12 protein-coding genes are annotated in these 17,449 nt (G+C 56.3%); 3 read left to right on the top strand and 9 right to left on the bottom strand.

Annotation, left to right across the window (positions count from 1 at the left end; translation table 11 throughout):
* Complete coding sequence (locus tag ACR0I0_RS08900; protein ID WP_480491046.1) at positions 1–1,116, bottom strand: phosphotransferase family protein; 1,116 nt, start codon at positions 1,114–1,116, stop codon at positions 1–3.
* Between ACR0I0_RS08900 and ACR0I0_RS08895 the strand changes: the two genes are divergently transcribed.
* Positions 1,109–2,074, top strand: coding sequence for a LysR family transcriptional regulator (locus ACR0I0_RS08895; protein WP_480491044.1), 966 nt, complete (start codon positions 1,109–1,111; stop codon positions 2,072–2,074). The two genes, ACR0I0_RS08900 and ACR0I0_RS08895, sit on opposite strands and share 8 nt — an antisense overlap.
* Positions 2,075–2,155: 81 nt before the next feature.
* Here the strand turns inward: ACR0I0_RS08895 and ACR0I0_RS08890 are convergent, their stop codons facing one another.
* The 3 genes from ACR0I0_RS08890 to ACR0I0_RS08880 all read right to left on the bottom strand — a co-directional run bounded on the left by ACR0I0_RS08890 (position 2,156) and on the right by ACR0I0_RS08880 (position 5,760).
* Positions 2,156–3,451, bottom strand: coding sequence for a glycosyltransferase WbsX family protein (locus tag ACR0I0_RS08890; RefSeq protein ID WP_480491042.1), 1,296 nt, complete (start codon positions 3,449–3,451; stop codon positions 2,156–2,158).
* Positions 3,452–3,580: 129 nt separating this feature from the next.
* On the bottom strand, positions 3,581–4,846 hold the full coding sequence (locus ACR0I0_RS08885; protein WP_171636339.1) for a glycosyltransferase WbsX family protein: 1,266 nt from the start codon (positions 4,844–4,846) through the stop codon (positions 3,581–3,583).
* Entirely contained in the window at positions 4,846–5,760 is a 915-nt protein-coding gene (locus ACR0I0_RS08880; protein ID WP_480491040.1) for a class I SAM-dependent methyltransferase, read from the bottom strand. The genes ACR0I0_RS08885 and ACR0I0_RS08880 overlap by 1 nt, the downstream gene beginning before the upstream one ends.
* A gap of 876 nt (positions 5,761–6,636) precedes the next feature.
* On the opposite strand from ACR0I0_RS08880, the gene ACR0I0_RS08875 reads away from it, so the two are divergent.
* Positions 6,637–7,491, top strand: a complete 855-nt coding sequence (locus ACR0I0_RS08875) for a glycosyltransferase family 2 protein (RefSeq protein WP_480491038.1) — start codon at positions 6,637–6,639, stop codon at positions 7,489–7,491.
* 73 nt (positions 7,492–7,564) lie between these two features.
* On the opposite strand, the gene rfbA is transcribed toward ACR0I0_RS08875, so the two are convergent.
* From rfbA to ACR0I0_RS08850, 5 genes are all read right to left on the bottom strand, one after another.
* Positions 7,565–8,431, bottom strand: coding sequence for a glucose-1-phosphate thymidylyltransferase RfbA (gene rfbA, locus ACR0I0_RS08870; RefSeq protein ID WP_152460484.1), 867 nt, complete (start codon positions 8,429–8,431; stop codon positions 7,565–7,567).
* Between the two features lie 18 nt (positions 8,432–8,449).
* Positions 8,450–9,313 (bottom strand): dTDP-4-dehydrorhamnose reductase, encoded by an 864-nt coding sequence (gene rfbD / locus ACR0I0_RS08865; RefSeq protein ID WP_480491036.1) that lies wholly within the window; start codon positions 9,311–9,313, stop codon positions 8,450–8,452.
* Positions 9,310–10,350, bottom strand: coding sequence for a dTDP-glucose 4,6-dehydratase (gene rfbB / locus ACR0I0_RS08860; protein ID WP_171724549.1), 1,041 nt, complete (start codon positions 10,348–10,350; stop codon positions 9,310–9,312). Before rfbB ends, rfbD begins: the two co-directional genes overlap by 4 nt.
* Positions 10,347–10,916, bottom strand: coding sequence for a dTDP-4-dehydrorhamnose 3,5-epimerase (gene rfbC / locus ACR0I0_RS08855; RefSeq protein WP_210093419.1), 570 nt, complete (start codon positions 10,914–10,916; stop codon positions 10,347–10,349). Before rfbC ends, rfbB begins: the two co-directional genes overlap by 4 nt.
* A gap of 377 nt (positions 10,917–11,293) precedes the next feature.
* Complete coding sequence (locus ACR0I0_RS08850) at positions 11,294–13,351, bottom strand: dockerin type I domain-containing protein (RefSeq protein WP_480491034.1); 2,058 nt, start codon at positions 13,349–13,351, stop codon at positions 11,294–11,296.
* Between the two features lie 151 nt (positions 13,352–13,502).
* Here ACR0I0_RS08850 and ACR0I0_RS08845 point away from each other — a divergent pair, with 151 nt between their 5' ends.
* On the top strand, positions 13,503–17,411 hold the full coding sequence (locus ACR0I0_RS08845) for a beta strand repeat-containing protein (protein WP_480491032.1): 3,909 nt from the start codon (positions 13,503–13,505) through the stop codon (positions 17,409–17,411).
* Positions 17,412–17,449: the final 38 nt, after the last annotated feature.

Raw genomic sequence — 17,449 nt, 5'->3', positions numbered from 1 at the left:
TCAGTGCGTTGCAGCAGCGATTTCGTCGAGCGCCATTTGCGCCAGAGGGGCCACCAGCCCCTTGAACGCCATTGCGTTCTCGTTCGATGCGTTTCCCGCCAGCGCACGGCTGTAAACACCCTGTGCAATCGCAGCCATCCGGAAAAAGGAAAACGCCAGATAGAAGGTCCAGTTTTCAATCTCTGGCAGGTCACGCAGCGAACAATACCGCTCGATCATCACAGCTTCGGAAGGGATGTTCAAAGCAGCGCGATCCAGCCCTTGCAGCCCCCGGATCAGACCGGTGGGCGGCAATCTGAGACACACACAGAAATAGCCCAGATCAGCCATCGGGTGGCCCAGCGTCGACAGTTCCCAATCCAGAACCGCGGTGATCTGCGGGGCATCCGAAGCGAAGATAATATTGTCTATGCGAAAGTCACCGTGGATCAGACTGACCGAACCGTCACCATCGGGCAGATTGCGGGACAGCCAGCCCATAAGCTGTTCCATCTCGGGAAGTTTACTTGTTTCTGCGGCGCGATACTGTTTGGTCCAGCGGCTGTATTGGCGTTGGAAATAGTTTCCCGGCTTGCCGAAGTCGGACAGGCCGACGGCGCCTGTGTCAACCGAATGCAGCGCGGCCAGAACCCGGATCATTTCATCGAACACCGGATGATGGTCGGCCACGTCCAACTCGGGCAGCGCCGGGTTCCAGAAAATCCGGCCCTCCTGGAAGCTCATGACATAGAACATGGAACCGATGACATCCGTGTCCTCACACAGCACGTAAGGTTTGGCGACCGGAACCGCAGTGCCATGAAGTGCCCTGAGAACACGATATTCCCGATCCACGGCATGGGCCGAAGGCAGCAGGTCACCTGGCGGTTTGCGGCGCAGCACGTATTTCGAACCACCGGCCTTCAGCAGATAGGTTGGGTTCGACTGCCCGCCCGAAAACTTCCGATAGGACAATGGGCCGGCGAAACCTTGGATATGGCGCCCCAAATATGTCGAAAGCCGCTGGGTATCGAGTTCGAGGCCGGATGAGGTCATGCATGAAACTCCGTATTCCGCCGGGATACCATTCAGCTTACCGCCCTCAATGACATTTGTGAAATTTACTTGCATGATCATCAACATAATTCTGGTGAATGACATGACGACCAAGCTCAACAAGATCGACCTGAACCTTTTTGTTATTTTTGACGCCATCTATACCGAACGAAATCTGACCCGCGTTGCCGAACGCCTGTCGATCACGCAACCGGCCGTCAGCAACGCCCTGACCCGGTTGCGCAAGACACTGAACGACCCGCTTTTCGTGAAGACCGGCACGGGGATGCAGCCCACGGCGCTGGCAGAGAGCATTTCGGACAGGGTCTCAGCCGCTCTTCACCAGTTGCAAGCCGCATCGGCGCAGGGTGAACGGTTCGACCCGTTTACCAGCAAACGGCTGTTCCGGGTCAGTTTGGTCGACCTTCACAGCCTCATCATCCTGCCCGGGCTTTTGTCCGGGTTTCAATGCACGGCACCCCAGGTCGAACTCAGCCTCGTGCGCATTCCCCGCCGGGATACGCGCAAGGCGTTACAGCAGGGCACGATCGACATCACGTCGGACATTCCGATGCCGGACAGTTCGGATCTGATCAGCCGGACCATCATGAAAGACCGCTATGTCTGTGCCATGCGACCCGGCCACCCGCTGGGTTCGGGCCCATTGACGCTGGAGCGTTATCTTCAGCTGACACATCTGCATGTTTCCTCACGGCCTCAGGGGGCGAGCCCGGTCGACATCGTCCTGCGCAAACTGGGCGCACGACGCAAACTCGGGATTCAGATGCAAAGCTATCTGAACATCCGGGATATTCTGCACAAGACAGATATGGTTGCCACGCTGACCGAATGCAGCGCGCGTGAAATGGGGCTGCGCATGTTGAGGCTGCCGGTTGATGTGCCTCCGATCGAACTTCGCCTTTATCGGCATATCCGGTCCGACGGCGACGAAGCCGTACAATGGATGTTCGACCAAATTGCAGGTCGCACCGTCAGAGCGAACGATACGGAACAGCATCATAGGGTCGATCAGAATTGATACGCAACCCCGGGCAACGTGTGACGTCCGGATATCAGAGGCGCCAACCGTCAGGTCCTCGAAACCTCAAGGTCGAAAACATCACGTGTTGATCTGACTTTCAGATTTCTTGGGTAACGCGTCATACGTCGCCTGAAGATAGGCAAAGCCATATCTTCGGTCAGGCTCCAGATGAGTCCCCTCTGCCCACTCGTTCCACGCGTTTATGAAAACGATTTTTTCGTCGGCACTGTATTTTTCCTGCGCAAGAACCTGGCGACACAAATGTTCCGTCCAGCGCTTGTAGGCATTGATTGTGAACCGTCCCATAATCCGAGGGGCATCCTGATTGCGCGCGGTATTGTCCCACGAGAGCGTGGAGGACCGAAACAGCTTGTACCGGGGTTCCGGCTTTTGAAGCTCTGCCTCGACCACGGCCTGGTAATCCAGAACGGCACCCGTGAACTCTGGATTGTAGATCCCCATCTCATCCGTGATGTCGGTGCGCTTTACCTGATGCGGAGGGAACTCCATAGCAGCGTCAAAACCCAGTTTCTCAGGATCGCCGATATCAAAAGTCTGGGCAGCTATGAGATACAGGTCCGGCTCGCCCCAGCTTTGTGCCTCTTTTCGCCAAGCTGCGGTCGTTTCCTCGATATTCGGTATGATGTTCGCTCGGTAAACGATGAAAACCGGCTTCCCATCTATCCGAACGTAGCGCGGATCATCAAAGTATTTTCGTATATGACGCAGAAGGTTCAGGGAATCCTCGATCGAATGGTTCTGCGCGATAAGAACGTCGTGCGCCCGCCCGTCCCAGCGGCGCGTCCAGTTTTCGTTTGCCCATGTCAGGCAAAACGGCATGTCGACTTCCGGATTGCCCAACACTTGTTCGAGCGGGTGCTCCATCAAGGTCTTTCCACCGAACCAGTAGTAGTAATAGGAGAACCCTCCTATCCCGTAAGATTTCGCGATCCGCGCCTGCTCGACCATGACCTCGGGCAATCGCAAGTCGTAGTAACCCAGATGAATCGGACAATGAGGTTGGTAATGGCCCGGATAATTCGGGACGGCCTTTCCGACATTGGACCATTCGGTAAAGCCTTTGCCCCACCATTCATCATTCTCTTTGAAGGGATGAAATTGCGGCAGGTAATGCGCAATTGCCCGTACTGCGGGTTCAGCTTTCGCAGGCGGGTCGAAGGGTTTGAACTCTTCAGCCTGACCGATGGCTTCAAAACCCTGCCTGTTGGATTGCCCCGGTTTGTCCCAACCCCGTTTGGGGTCTCTTTTCTTGGCTGAATTTCTGAACCGCCTTGCCGTACGTGGCGACAAAGGTGGGCTGAGTTTCGACGCAGCGGTCAGCAAATAGTAAAGCAGGGTATCTTTGATGGACATGCAGTTTCTCGTACTAAGGCGCGTCGTGCCGACTATGACAAAGAAAACCCTTTTTTTCACGCAAAGCACGAGACTGAGTTGCATGACAAGTACTTGGGACTTTCATGCAACTCAATCCGGCGTGGTTTTCTATTTTGTGCGGGCCGCGGACAGCCATTGTTTCAGCAACCGACCGCTGACCGTATCGCGCAAAAGACGGAAGGCCCGTTTGGCCAACGGCTTGTTGGCACCATATGGAACAGGATGCGCGATGCCTTCCGTGGTTTCGCCACGGCGCGAAATTTCCGGGACACCCACATGCGTCCAGTCGGTCAGCTTCGAACCTTGGAGAGCGGCCTTGGTGGCGTGCAAAAACGCATGCCCGTACTCGCGATCCGGTTCCAGGTGACATCCTTCAGCCCATTCATTCCATGCATTCACAAAAACGAAACGTTCCTGGTCGGGGAAATCCTGAGCGGTTTGGTGCAAGGCCCGCGAAAGCCAGTATTCATAGTTTTCCGGCGTTCCGTTCAAAACGACCATGGCATTTTCCTTCCGCCGGGCCGTGTTGTCCCAGGACGGAAAAACCGATCGATGAACGTTGTTCTCAGGCCCATAGCTGTGACCCAGGTACTGTTCTGCGATCGCAGAAAAATCAACACAATGGCCTTGGAAATCGTCGAACAAGTCCACTTCTGGCGAGAGGTTGGGCACGTTGATGCCGTGGGGCGGGAATTCCACACCGGAATCAAACCCGTATGACGCATAGTCCCAGTTTCGGTGCGTAAGCGCACAGGCCAGATGGATTTTCGGAATTCCGACAGACGCGCAATAGTCACGCCAGACCTGCACGGTTTTGCGCGAGTTCTTCAAATGCTGCGGCCGATAAACAATCAGGATCGGAGCGCCATCTATTGTTATGTAGCGGGGATCCCGGAAAAACGGCTCGATCGACTTGATGAACTCCAGATCATCCTCGGGCTTGTACTTCTGCTCAATGAGAATCTCGTGCTCGGCCGCATCCCAGCGGCGCGTCCAGTTCTCATTCGCCCAGCAAAGACAGAACGGCATATCGCTTTCGGGATCCGCAAGCATTTCGTCGACGGGCCGCTCAAGAAGTCTTTTCCCGGAAAACCAGTAATAGTGGTAGCAGAATCCATCAATTCCGCTGGCCTTGGCCATCTCGATCTGCTCAAGCCGCGTTTCGCGGACACGCAGGTCATAATACCCCAGATCCGTAGGAAGATGAGGCTGATAATGCCCGGTGAAAAGCGGCTTGGCTTTTGCGACATTTGTCCACTCGGTGAACCCTTTGCCCCACCATTCATCGTTTTCCGGGATCGGATGAAACTGAGGAAGGTAGAAGGCAATTGTCCTGATGTTGCCGAATTCACGATCCGTGGTGTTTGAGGACATTACTTCTTCAACCCCAACAGCCGCGCCAGCGATTTTTTTTTCTTCTTGGCCAGTGGGCCGGGCTCGACTCGGGAAGCCTTGCTCGTGTCCACCGGCCCGATAGTCGATTGCAAATCAATCTCTTCGGACAGGGGCAGGCCTGCCATCATGTTGGTCCAATGCTGCCGGGTCTCTTCATCGGGTTGTTCGACGGGCAGGCCCATCAGGTAGATGTCATTCTCTGCGCGTTCCTTGGGGACCGATCTGCTTACGACCTGGAAGACATGGGAATAGCGATTGCGCTGCAACGCGGCCTGAACATCCTGTGGCAGACGGCTCCAGCGTTGACAAAACTCCGTCATCTCTGGCGTACGAACCACAAATTCGGCTTGTTCAATGCTCATACCCTGCGAATTAAGCAGGTGCTGAACGTTTTTGATGCCGAAAAACCGGACATGGGTCCGATCCAGCAGGCCCCAGTCACGGTATTCGAAATCTTCATCGACAAGACAACCGGCAATGGCTGCATGGCCAACATGCGGCAGCGAAAGAATAACCGATCCCGTGTCGTTCAACAGCGATTTCATGCCTGAAAGTACGCTCCAGGGGTCGTAAACATGTTCCAGAACGTCCGCTGCGATCACGTAGTCGAATACCCCGTCTTTCTCGCGAACTATGTCACTCCACGAAGCATCGTTGAGATCCATCGGGTACACAGAACGTGCGAACGGCTTTAGCTTTTCGATCGCCGAAGGGTCGATCTCAAGCGCCACAACATCACATTCCAACGTGCCGGAAAGATGTCGCGTGATCGAACCTGGCCCGGCCCCGATCTCAAGCACCTTGGACCCGGGCTTTACCATGCGCAGCACGCGTGCGGGTGCTACATCACTGTTCATGTCAATGTCGTATTCGTAAGTATGTCTATCGCTCACTGTAATTCTTCCGTGATGCTTATTTCGTGCTTCAATTCGGCTGCTATATAGTTTGGTCTGGTTCTGCAATCCCCAATACCAAACCGATACCTAAGGCTTTGGATGTTGTACCCAAATTATGCTCAACTCAGAGAACACTGTTGCACAAAACTCCCCCAGCGGCAATGACCACTCACCCGGGGATCATTCACACCAAGTGCGCCACGCAACCTTCTTCAAAGAACCATGTTTTGACAGGGTTTTATTTCGTGGCCTTTTCTGCGAAAGAAGCGGCATCCGCGTGGGCGTCGGGTTGAACCTCGTGAGCTCCCGCCGCACTTCAGTTGAGGTATGCTTGATACGCTTTTCAACAGCTTACCGATATCACTGGAAACCACGGCTTTGGCACTGTGAGATCATGCGAACGCGCGCAGGGTGTTGAGCGCACAGGCTTGCGTCCGCAACCATTTGCAGAACGTTTTGAGAACCGCCAACGCCTTCATTCCGGCAAGTGGTTGGCGCCGGAATTTCGATATCACCTTCAAGACATGTTGCGATTTTCTGGTTTCAACCCGACGACTGGCAACAATCTGCTCATTCACCACGGCCACCGGAAATCGAAAATTTCCAAAGAGGTAAATCTTACCACTCCGATCAAACAGGCATTGCATCCCCTGACGCGGCTTCGCCATCCGGCCGCGCTTGATGATCGGTTTCCCGCCTTCGCTTCATAGGGGCAGAACCATTTCAATCATTTCTCAGATTGTCGTCGCGGAGCGCACAAGATCACGGACCGCTGCAGCAGCCCGGTTCCGTCGTACTGTAACCGGGGTTGACCCTAACTGTGTTTGAGAGGAAGTAACGATCAGGCCCATTCCACAGATACGGCAGGCAGGATTGTCACAGATTACGATCATAAGCGTTTGTTACAACAGCAGTGGCGTGCTGCCGGAGATGCTGAATTCCATCCCAGAGGGCGTGCCGACAATTTTGGTCGACAATGGCTCGGATGATATTGAAGCGGTTCGGCAAATGGCCGAGGTACATGGCGCAACTCTGATCGAAAGCCGCGACAACATCGGGTTTGGCCGCGCATGCAACCTTGGTGCCGCCAAGGCAACAACGGACCTGCTTTTATTTCTGAACCCGGATTCCCACTTGCTGCCCGGAGCATTGGACGCGTTGCAAGAGGGGGCTGACAATCATCCGGATGCGTCAGCCTTCAACCCTGCAATTCTGGACCGGAAAGGGGCACCTCGTTTCAGGCGATACAGTGTGATCATTCCCCGAAATGAAACCCTGCCCAGGAAAACAGCCGATTCCGACTTTGAATTGCCGGTCCTCGTCGGCGCTGCGTTCCTGGTCCGCCGCGAAGCGTTCGAAGAGGTCGGCGGGTTTGATCCCGAAATCTTTCTGTATCATGAGGACGATGATCTGAGCCTGCGGCTCAAAGCCGTTTGCGGGCCACTGTACTATGTCCACAACGCTCAGATGCGCCACGCCAGAGGCAAATCCTCGCCGGGAAGCCCAGCCATCGCTGGCCTGAAGGGCTGGTATATGGGGCAATCACGCGTTTATGTCGCCCGCAAGCATGAAGTCCCGATGGCTTTTGGTCGAGCCCTGGCATCGGCGCTTCTGCAAATGCTGTCACCGGTTGTGTTGTTTTCTACGAGAAAACGCGCCAAACAATGGGCCTTCTTGCGTGGCGTTTGGCATGGCCGGAATGTCCGACCAACCCCGTTCAGACCTTGATCACAAAGCGTGAAGCAGCTTACCGCCCGTGCAAATTTCCGCTTGAACACGTAACCATGATACAGTTCGCGGCCTAGCTCAAAAGCCCTTTCAGATAGGTGCCATACGTGGACTTGGCGAACAGTCGCGCACGCGCCTCAAGAGCCTCGTCGTCGATCCAGCCATTCGCCCAGGCGATTTCATCCAGGCTGCCGGTCTGCATACCCTGACGTTCCGTGATCGTTCGCACGAAGTTTCCCGCATCCAGCAAAGACCCGTGCGTGCCGGTATCCAGCCAGGCAAAACCGCGTCCCATGGTCTGCACATCCAGCAAACCTTCGTCCAGATACATTTCCAGCAGTGACGTGATTTCCAGCTCGCCGCGATCTGACGGTTTGACCTCATGCGCGCGGGCCGGAGCGTCGCCATCCAGAAAATAAAGACCTGTCACCGCGTAGTTCGACGGAGGCACCTTGGGTTTTTCGACGATCGCGCGGGCTTTGTTCCCTTCGAAATCCACAACTCCGTAGCGTTCTGGGTCAGCGACCCGGTACGCAAAAACCGTACCGCCGCGCTTCAGTTGATCCGCCTCGAGCAGCAGGTCCGGAAGGCCATGTCCGAAGAAGATGTTGTCACCCAGAATCAACGCAGACGGGGCACCGTCCAGAAAATCCTCGGCCAGTGTATAAGCCTGCGCCAGACCGTCAGGAGACGGTTGCACAATCCATGTCAAGGACAATCCGTATTGACTGCCATCCCCCAACAGGCGCTGAAACTGATCCTGATCCTGGGGGGTGGTGATGATCGCGATTTCGCGGATCTGCGACAGCATCAAAACACTCAGCGGGTAAAAGATCATCGGCTTGTCGTAGATCGGCAGCAATTGCTTCGATATCGCCATGGTGATCGGGTAAAGCCGGGTTCCGGACCCACCGGCAAGAATAATGCCTTTGCGCTGCATAATCTGTCCTTTCAAGGTTCAGCTGGTCGCTGACTTCAACTCGCTCAATATCTCGGCCAGTCCGGCTTTCCAGTCGGGTCTCTGGATTCCGAACACATTTTCCAGCCGCGAACAGTCCATACGTGAGTTCAGCGGCCTGGGCGCCGGCGTTGGGTAAGCCTCGGTTGGAATATCCTCGATTTCGACCGACAAGCCGGATTGAGAAACAATTTCACGGGCGAAATCCGCCCAGCTGGCATCGGGTGCACCGGAATAGTGAAACACCCCCCCTTTGGTTTCGAGGCCTGCCTTGGCCATTTTCAGCAAGGTTTCGGCAATGTCGGCAGCAGGTGTTGGCCCGCCGATCTGATCTGCGACGATAGTCAGCTTGTCACGGGTTTCTGCCAATCGGAGAATGGTCTTTGCAAAGTTCTTTCCGTGTGCCGAAAACACCCAACTTGTGCGCAAAATGGCATAGTGGCCGCCAGCCTCTGCGATCTGGTGTTCGCCGTCCAGCTTGGTTCGACCATAGGCCCCCAAGGGCCCCGTGGGGTCATCGGTGTTCCAGGGGGTCGGACCAGAGCCGTCAAAAACGTAATCCGTGGAAACATGCAGAAAAGGCAGGTCGCGGGCCGCGGCGGCACGCGCCATTGCACCGGGTGAATCTCCGTTGATTCGTTGCGCCAGGTCGCTTTCCTCTTCGGCCTGGTCCACCGCCGTATAGGCGGCCGCATTGATGATCACGTCCGCATCCGTATGCCGGATGGCGTCTGCACATTGCGACGGGTCAGACAGGTCCGCCGCGGCGCGATCCAGAGCTTCAACCAAGACACCATGCGCCTGTCCGCGACGCCGCAACTCGGTCGCCACCTGCCCCCCGTGGCCGAACACCAGCGCCTTCATTTGGCAACACCCAGCCGCTCACCCACGCCACTGCGGGCCTGCAAGGCGTTCAACCATGCGCTGTTGTCCAGATACCACTGAACCGTCTGTTCCAGCCCGGTTTCGGGCGTGTAGGAGGGACGCCAGTTCAGTTCGGTGCGAATCCGGGTCGGATCGATGGCATAACGCTGATCGTGACCCGGGCGGTCAGCGACGAACGTGATCAAATCCGCATAGGGCGTTTCACCCGGCTTGAGGCGATCCAGGATCGAACATAGCATTCTGACAAGATCAAGATTGGTCATCTCATTCTCGCCACCGATATTGTAGCTGCGGCCCAGTTCACCCTTTTCGAGCACCAGCAACAGGGCTTCGGCATGGTCATCGACATGCAGCCAGTCGCGAATGTTGTCGCCTTTCCCGTATATCGGGATCGGTTTGCCCGCCAGCGCACTGAGGATGACAACGGGGATCAGCTTTTCCGGAAACTGGTAAGGGCCGTAGTTGTTAGAGCAATTGGTAAGAACCACTGGCAGGCCGTATGTTTCACGCCACGCCCGCACGAGATGATCCGATCCCGCTTTCGAGGCCGAATAGGGTGAGTTCGGCTGGTATGGGCTGTCTTCGGTGAAAAACCCGGTTTTACCCAAGGACCCAAAGACCTCGTCGGTTGAAATATGGTGAAACCGGAAATGCTCGGGCCGGCCGGCACCCACCCAATAGGCGCGTGCGGCTTCCAACAATACATAGGTCCCGGTCAGGTTCGTGTCGATGAACGCGGCCGGGCCATCGATCGAACGGTCAACATGGCTTTCAGCGGCCAGATGCATGATCGCGTCTGGCTGGTGTCTGTCCAGTATCGCCGACATGGCGGCGGCATCCCGGATATCCGCATGTTCAAAAACGTATCCCGGCGCATCCGCGACAGAGGCAACATTGTCCAGACAGGCCGCGTAGGTCAGGGCATCGACATTGACGACCGAATGCCCATCGGCAATCGCACGACGGATAACGGCAGACCCGATAAAGCCCGCCCCGCCCGTAACCAGAATTTTCATTGTGTGTCCTCGAATACGAAAGGAGATTCAATTTCGCGCAGAAGTGGTGCGATCCGATCTTTCTCGGACAGCTGGGGTTCTGAGTTGCTCTGTGGCCATTCAATGCCGATATCGGGATCGTCCCAACGAACCGCGCCTTCAGTTTCCGGCGCGTAGGTATCAGAACACTTGTAGACGATCTCGGTCTCCGGCTCCAACGTCACGAACCCATGCGCGAACCCCGCAGGAACCAACAGCATCCGCCCGTTCTCGAAACTCAGTTCCTCACCGACCCAGTGACCATAGGTGGGCGAACCTTTGCGGATATCGACCGCGACATCAAACAGCCGTCCACGACCGCAGCGCACCAGCTTGGCCTGCGCTCTTGGCGGAGCCTGAAAATGCAATCCGCGCACCGTGTTCACCGTGCTCGAAAGGGAATGATTGTCCTGAACGAATTGCGTATGAATCCCTTGTGCCGCAAAGCTGTCGACATTGTAGGTTTCCTCAAAGAACCCGCGGTGATCGCCAAAACGCTTCGGGGTGATCAGTTTCACTTCCGGAATGGAAAGCGCCAATATTTCCATTGTTACTAATTTTCATCTCTGTGTTGAAGTCTCGGCCTGCTATGTCACATTTGCTCCACCGACGCCAAGACCTATGTTGTCCGACCAGCAATTTGAGCGGCTTATCGGTTCCAAAGGTCAGGCGATTATCGCAGGCAACTTGCGATTCTGATAGAATTCATTGAAATTATTGGACCATCTGCAAATGAAAACACAGGGATGGAACAGATAACGAAGCCGCCGGCGCGACAACACTTGGGCCGAAAGCTAAAGCACCGCGTCATGGGGCGGCATCCGAGCGCTGAGGCTGGGTCGTGTCGATTTGGCGGCGAAAGCCAATCCGCACCTTACCGCTAAAAAAGATACAACTTTGCTTTGGCCTAGATATCTTTCGGCACTCAGGCCGCTTCGAGATTTCCCAACAGGATGGAGGTCATGTCCACGTTGATGACCCCATCCACCGCCACAACATCGACACCCGTCTGATAGGTTACATTGTCCTTGGTTATTCCGGAAAGGTCCGCGTTCTCATCCAGAAATACCCATTCAGGGTCATGGGCCGTGGGCTGCCCGACGGCGACTTGCAAAATTGCAAGCGCATCCAGGGCGTTCACGGTGCCATCCCTGTTGACGTCTGCCGCTATCAGGTTTTCCGCGGTCGCTGGACCCCATGTCGGGTCAAGACCAACCGAGATACGCAACACTTGCAAAGCGTCCAGCGCGTCAATCTTCCCGCTTGCCGTGGAATAGTGTTTGGTGATGTCCAGCACTCCGGGAAAGGTGCCATCGGGCAATTCCAGATCAAACCGCCCCTGACTATCTGCGGTGGCGGATACCGTACCCCCGCCGTCCGGCGTGAACCGGATTTCCGCATCCGTCAGCCCCGGATTCGCAACCTGGCTGTCCACCGTAATCTGCCCGACCAATCCATCAGAGCTGCCCGGTGTCAGCCCGCCCAGGTCCCCGAAATCTACCGGGATGTGATCCGGTCCGGCGAAGCCTGCGCCAAAGATATCCGTGCTTGTCAAAGCGCCGCCCGACGCGGATTGGACCTGCACGATCTCGCCGCGATATTCGATCTGAGCCCCGTTTGCTGTGCTGGTAAAGGTCAGTTGCTGAGGCGACCGCAACAGCAGGTAGTCGAACATATCCAGACGATCCAGGCCCGCCTGAAAATCGGTTATTGTGGTCAGACCGCTACCGGACTGCATCACGAAGATGTCGGCCCCTGCACCACCTGACATCGTCGTCGCACCCTTCCCCGCGATGAGAATGTCGTCTCCGGCGCCTCCTAAAAGGGTCGTGTCCAGAATACCGCCGCTGAGGATATCGTCCGACGCGCTCCCGTTCACGGTACCGAACCCCTTGCGCACCACCCCCAGATCATCGACCGGGACCGTCAGGACGTTCACCCCGGCATCCTGTTGTGATGTCACGAGAATTTGCAGCTCGTCGCCCACATGTGCAACCGCCAGCGATTCGACATTCTGCAATCCACTGGCCAGCGTATCCGCGAAACTGTCCATATGAACAAGTTGACCTTCGGGTGTCAGAGTGAACAGAGACAGGCCATCATCGCCGCCGCCTGCAACCACAAACACCCGACCGTTCACGTCCATGACCGCCAGATCCTGAACCGATTCAAACCGCGTATGAAGCGTATCAAGCACATGGTCCGTCGCCTTTAAACTTCCATCGCTGCTCAATTGAAGAACACTGAGAGAGTTGCTGCCGGACCCTGCCACCACGACCCAGGATTTGCCGTATGCCTCTACGGTCTCGACATCTGTTGGGGTTGAAACACCTAGGGTTCCGAGAGCCGAGTCATTGTTGATCTCGGTTAACGTGCCGGTGCCGGAATCGATGCGATATGTCGAGACAGAGTTTGTTGCCGCGTCACTTGAGATCAGAAAATGTTCCGAACCCGACCGCAACGTCTGCATGGCATCCGCCGTGCCGGCAATCAAACCCGCAAGACTGAGCGTCCCGTTCGCGTTCACATGATAGGTTCCGATATTGCCAGTACCCTCATGCGCCATCGCAAGGACATCCGAAGACCCCAGTGAAAACTGTATGATGGCCGAGATATCTCCGCCTCCGTTGAGCACACCCGTTTCCTTCAGGTTACCGATCGTTCCGTCCGCGTTCACGTCATACCCGACCAGGCCCGTGGCAGTATTGATATCCAGCGCGATCTGCTCGGTTCCCGCCAGCGTTATTGGCGTGGCACTGCGCCCCACCTGGAAGGTGATCGAACCGCTGTAATACTCGGTATCAACCAGCTGCGGCAGGGCACCGTCGGCCAGCCGCCAGACCGCGACACCGCCACCCGGGCCGGTCACCGTGTAGAGATACGTATTCCCGTTAAGCGTTTTTAAAGCCGTATCGCCGATACCTGAATCGAGCGCCGTGCTCCCCGTTGCCACTACACTTTCGAACTGAAGCATCACAGCCATCACCTCCTGCGCCACCCCTGGCAGTTACGGCAAGATGACCAGATGAGCAGACCGAAACCGAAGCAGAATTGTGGTGAAAACGAGAAGTTCGGTTTCAGTTTAACTCAATTTTTTCAGGTCCGATCGCAACGGCAACAAATGGGAAAGACAGATGAGCAAAACGCCAAACAGCACATCCTTTCCTGTTGCGATGATCGCGGACTCCACATGCGAGGGCAAGATGACCAAAGCACCTGAGGCCAACAATCGTCCGGCGGCTGACTCAACGGACGGAGATCGCAAATCTCAAGTTCAACAATGGATCAAGGGAAAGCTTGGTCGTTGGGCGGGTCGCGGCGCGGCTGGCGGCCTCATGTCCACATTGATGGCCTTGCCTGCCTTGTCACAAGCAACCATCGAAGAGCTTTACGCCTTCCAGTTTGCAGAGACAATTCCGGGTGTGCGCTCCGCCAAGTTGCTGAAAAACGGCGATGTTCTTCTGAAAATGGCTAACAGTCGGACGATGATCGTGGCGGCGGAAAACGTGCAGGTCCTGGACAGCGGCGCAATCATGATCGCAGAAGAGGCGGTTGCTGAAATCGCCCAGTTCAGCGCAGCTGAAGCTGGCGCAGCAGCTGGCGGAATCAGCGGCGCCGGGGCTGCACTGGGCGGCCTCGGGCTGGCTGGTGCAGCTGCCGCTGCGGGTGGAGGTGGCGGCGGCGGCGATTCCCCGGAACCTGTCGCGCCAGAGCCTAAACCCCAACCCCAACCGGAACCGAGCTATACCAGCCTGAACCTGGCCGAACTTCAGGCAACGGCATTGAACAGCGCCCTTACCAATGCTGCCGCACCCGAAGGAACATCGACAGTCGAGGTCACGATAGGTTCGCTTGTCAAAACCGTAACGCCCAACGATGACGGCAGTTGGAGCGTTTCTCTCACGTCGGCCGAAGCCAATGCGCTTCCGCAAGGCGTCTCTACGGTGACAGTCAGGCATCTGGACGATTCAGGCATGGAACTGTCAACCGAATCCGTCAAGTTCGATATTGATACAATTCCTCCAACCCTGTCGATCAGCGGGTTTTCCGATGGCGCTGTTTTGAATTCGATCGAACAGGCAACGGATCTGACGGTCACCGGAACAACCGATGCAGAAGACGGGCAGACCGTTACCGTCTCAATGAACGGGCAAAACTATTCGGGCACGGTATCCAACGGACACTGGAGCGTCACTGTCCCGGCGGCAGACCTCTCGGCCCTTCCTGATGGCGCGACGATTGACGTTACCGCGGATGTTGCCGACGCGGCGGGAAATTCCGCACCACAGGCGAGCGGAAGCTTTGATACTGATTTCACTGCACCAACTGTTTCTCTGGATCCCGTGGCTGGCGGCTCGATAGAACTGATCGACGTAGCCGGCGACCTGGCCTTGACCGGTTCCACCACGGCAGAGGATGGTCAAACCATCATCGTCACGTTCAACGGACAAGTGCATACAGGCACCGCTTCTGGCGGAAGCTGGAGTGTAACGATCCCCAATTCCGATTTGAGCAGTCTTTCCACCGGAGTGCCGGCATCTGTTCTGGTAGCCGTCGAGGACGTGTCGGGCAATCCGGCAGTACCGCTTCTTGTATCGGTTCCCGTGGACCTGACCGGCCCTTCCATTTCTATATCACCGCTTCCTGTTGGGTCCGTACTGAACGCAGCCGAAGCCGGATCCGACTTGACCATCAGCGGGCTGACGTCAAACGTTGAGGATGGTCAGCAAGTTACTGTAACCCTCGATGGTCAAACATATTCCGGCACAGTATCTGGCGGGGCCTGGAACGTGACTGTGCCAGCTGGGGATCTGGCGTCCTTGTCGGATGGAGGCAACTTCTCTGTTACCGCAGATGTCGACGACGCCGGTGGCGTCACGGCACCGCAGGCCGCAGTGACATTTTCCAAGGATGTGACCGCGCCGACGCTTAGCATCGACAGTTTCTCGGACGGAGCTGTCATGAACGCATCCGAGAGGGCCACGGATCTTTCCATCTCGGGCAGTACGACAGCTGAAGACGGACAAATTGTAACCGTCAGTCTGAACGGGCAGTCCTATAGCGCAACGGTTTCTGGCGGCAATTGGAGCGTAACCGTACCTGCTTCGGATCTGGCAGGTCTTTCTGACGCGGCGACCGTCACCGTAACCGCGGATGTCTCGGACGCTGCCGGGAATCCGGCCTTGCAAGCGAACAACAGCTTTACCACCGATTTCACGCCACCGACGATCGGAATTTCAACCGTATCCGACGGGGCCGTCATGAACGCCGTTGAACAAGGAACCGACCTGACAGTGTCAGGAACGTCCGATGCGCCGGACGGAACAGTTGTTACCGTCGAAATCACGCGCGCTGACGGCACTACGGACGTTTCCGGAACAGCAACGGTAACCGGGGGCACTTGGACCTATACGGCAACCGTGACAGATTTGTCTGCTCTGCAAGACAACGAAACTTACAATGTCAATGCGTCGATCTCGGACGCGACGGGAAACCACAATCAAACCACGACAAGCTTTGCCACTGACTTCACAGCACCTTCAATAACCATAAACAGTCTGCCTGTGGGTGCCGTGTTGGACGTGACCGAAAGGGGCGTGGATCTTGCAATCTCAGGCACGACCACAGCTGAAGATGGCCAGACCGTTTCGGTCACATTCGGCGGGCAAACCTATACTGGCGTCGCATCAAATGGCTCGTGGGCAGTTACCGTTCCAGCAAATGATCTTGGAATGCTCTCTGACGGAACGAGCTATTCCATTTCCGCCACTGTTGACGATCTGGCCGGAAACAGCTCGGCCGCGGCGAACAGCTCACTTTCCACAGATTTTCGCCCCTTGTTGACGTTGAACGATGTCGGGGTCAACAATTCGATTGGTCTTGCCGATGCCAAGGCCTCCGGGATTACTATCGGCGGGTCATCGACCGGATTGTCAGTCGGCCAGTCGGTGGATGTCACGTTAAACGGCAGTTCGGTCGGATCTGCAACGGTGGCCGCAGACGGATCCTGGTCGCTGGCTGTCGCGGCGTCCAACTTTTCGGCAGTAGAGGCAGGTGATGACCTTGTCTTTTCCGCGCAGGCGACAGTTGCGGGTAGACCAGATCCGCTGCTGGTTTCCGAGCAAGCCGTTGCGCACGAACCCGCCGCCTATGTGATTTCTGAAGTTGGGCGCTCGGGATCTACAGTGACGTTCGCAATCTATGCCGAAGCCGACCGCGATATCTCTGATGGTCTGGCGTTGACGGCAGAGCTCGGATTTGACCCTTCGGTTGTCACCTTCAACTCTGCATCGGTTTCGGAAAACAACGCCTTCGATTTGTTTTTGGCCAGCCCAGGCGCCGGGGGCGCGACGAATTTTGCCGGGGCCGCGACAACCTTTACAGATCTTTCTCAGCCGCTTGTCACTTTCACGATGACGATCCAGGACTCCAGCCAGCCTATTGAACTGACGATCAAAACGTCTGATGGCGGGCCAACGACAGTGCAGTTTGGCACCAATGGTGATGACACGCTCAACGCTGCGAATACGGACACTATCACGCGCGGCGGTGTCGGCGACGATACCATTGATGTTTCTGCAGCAGGGCGAGACATCGTCGTCTTCGAGGCGGACCCGGCCAGCAATGGTACAGATATTGTGACTGGCTTTACGATTGGCCCGGCTGCGGATGTAACTGACGCACTGATGTTCCGCGGGCTGGACACCAATACGCTCCGCGGTGATGGCACCGGGTTCGAATTGCTTTCCACCGGGGACACGTTGGGCACAAACACCGGATTTGTCGGCCTCAGCACGGTACTCACAGACCTCAACCTCAGCACAATCGAAGCCGCTGTCGAGAGTCTTGCCGGAGCCATGGCGGGCGATGAACTTTACGTGATGGCAACCGACGGAACAAACAGTGTTTTGGTCAAGGTAGATTTCCAGGCGGCGAACGATGCCAGCGTTGAAACCGTGGCCACGTTCCAAGACCTGAGCGATCTGAGCGGCCTGACCGCAGATAACATCCTGCACACCGACCCGACCGGGGCAACGGCCTGATCCAGACCGGCGCACATACAGACGTAATTCAACATCAT

The organism is Ruegeria sp. AG6 (assembly GCF_056541565.1).
This window is presented reverse-complemented; position numbering and strand designations above follow the sequence as displayed.

Excerpts from the sequence above, each read along its gene's own strand:
- ACR0I0_RS08895 (WP_480491044.1), top strand. The coding sequence starts at position 1,109 with ATGATCATCAACATAATTCTGGTGAATGACATGACGACCAAGCTCAAC.
- ACR0I0_RS08900 (WP_480491046.1), bottom strand. The coding sequence starts at position 1,116 with ATGATCATGCAAGTAAATTTCACAAATGTCATTGAGGGCGGTAAGCTG.
- ACR0I0_RS08890 (WP_480491042.1), bottom strand. The coding sequence starts at position 3,451 with ATGTCCATCAAAGATACCCTGCTTTACTATTTGCTGACCGCTGCGTCG.
- ACR0I0_RS08885 (WP_171636339.1), bottom strand. The coding sequence starts at position 4,846 with ATGTCCTCAAACACCACGGATCGTGAATTCGGCAACATCAGGACAATT.
- rfbA (WP_152460484.1), bottom strand. The coding sequence starts at position 8,431 with ATGCAGCGCAAAGGCATTATTCTTGCCGGTGGGTCCGGAACCCGGCTT.
- rfbD (WP_480491036.1), bottom strand. The coding sequence starts at position 9,313 with ATGAAGGCGCTGGTGTTCGGCCACGGGGGGCAGGTGGCGACCGAGTTG.
- rfbB (WP_171724549.1), bottom strand. The coding sequence starts at position 10,350 with ATGAAAATTCTGGTTACGGGCGGGGCGGGCTTTATCGGGTCTGCCGTT.
- rfbC (WP_210093419.1), bottom strand. The coding sequence starts at position 10,916 with ATGGAAATATTGGCGCTTTCCATTCCGGAAGTGAAACTGATCACCCCG.
- ACR0I0_RS08850 (WP_480491034.1), bottom strand. The coding sequence starts at position 13,351 with ATGGCTGTGATGCTTCAGTTCGAAAGTGTAGTGGCAACGGGGAGCACG.
- ACR0I0_RS08845 (WP_480491032.1), top strand. The coding sequence starts at position 13,503 with ATGAGCAAAACGCCAAACAGCACATCCTTTCCTGTTGCGATGATCGCG.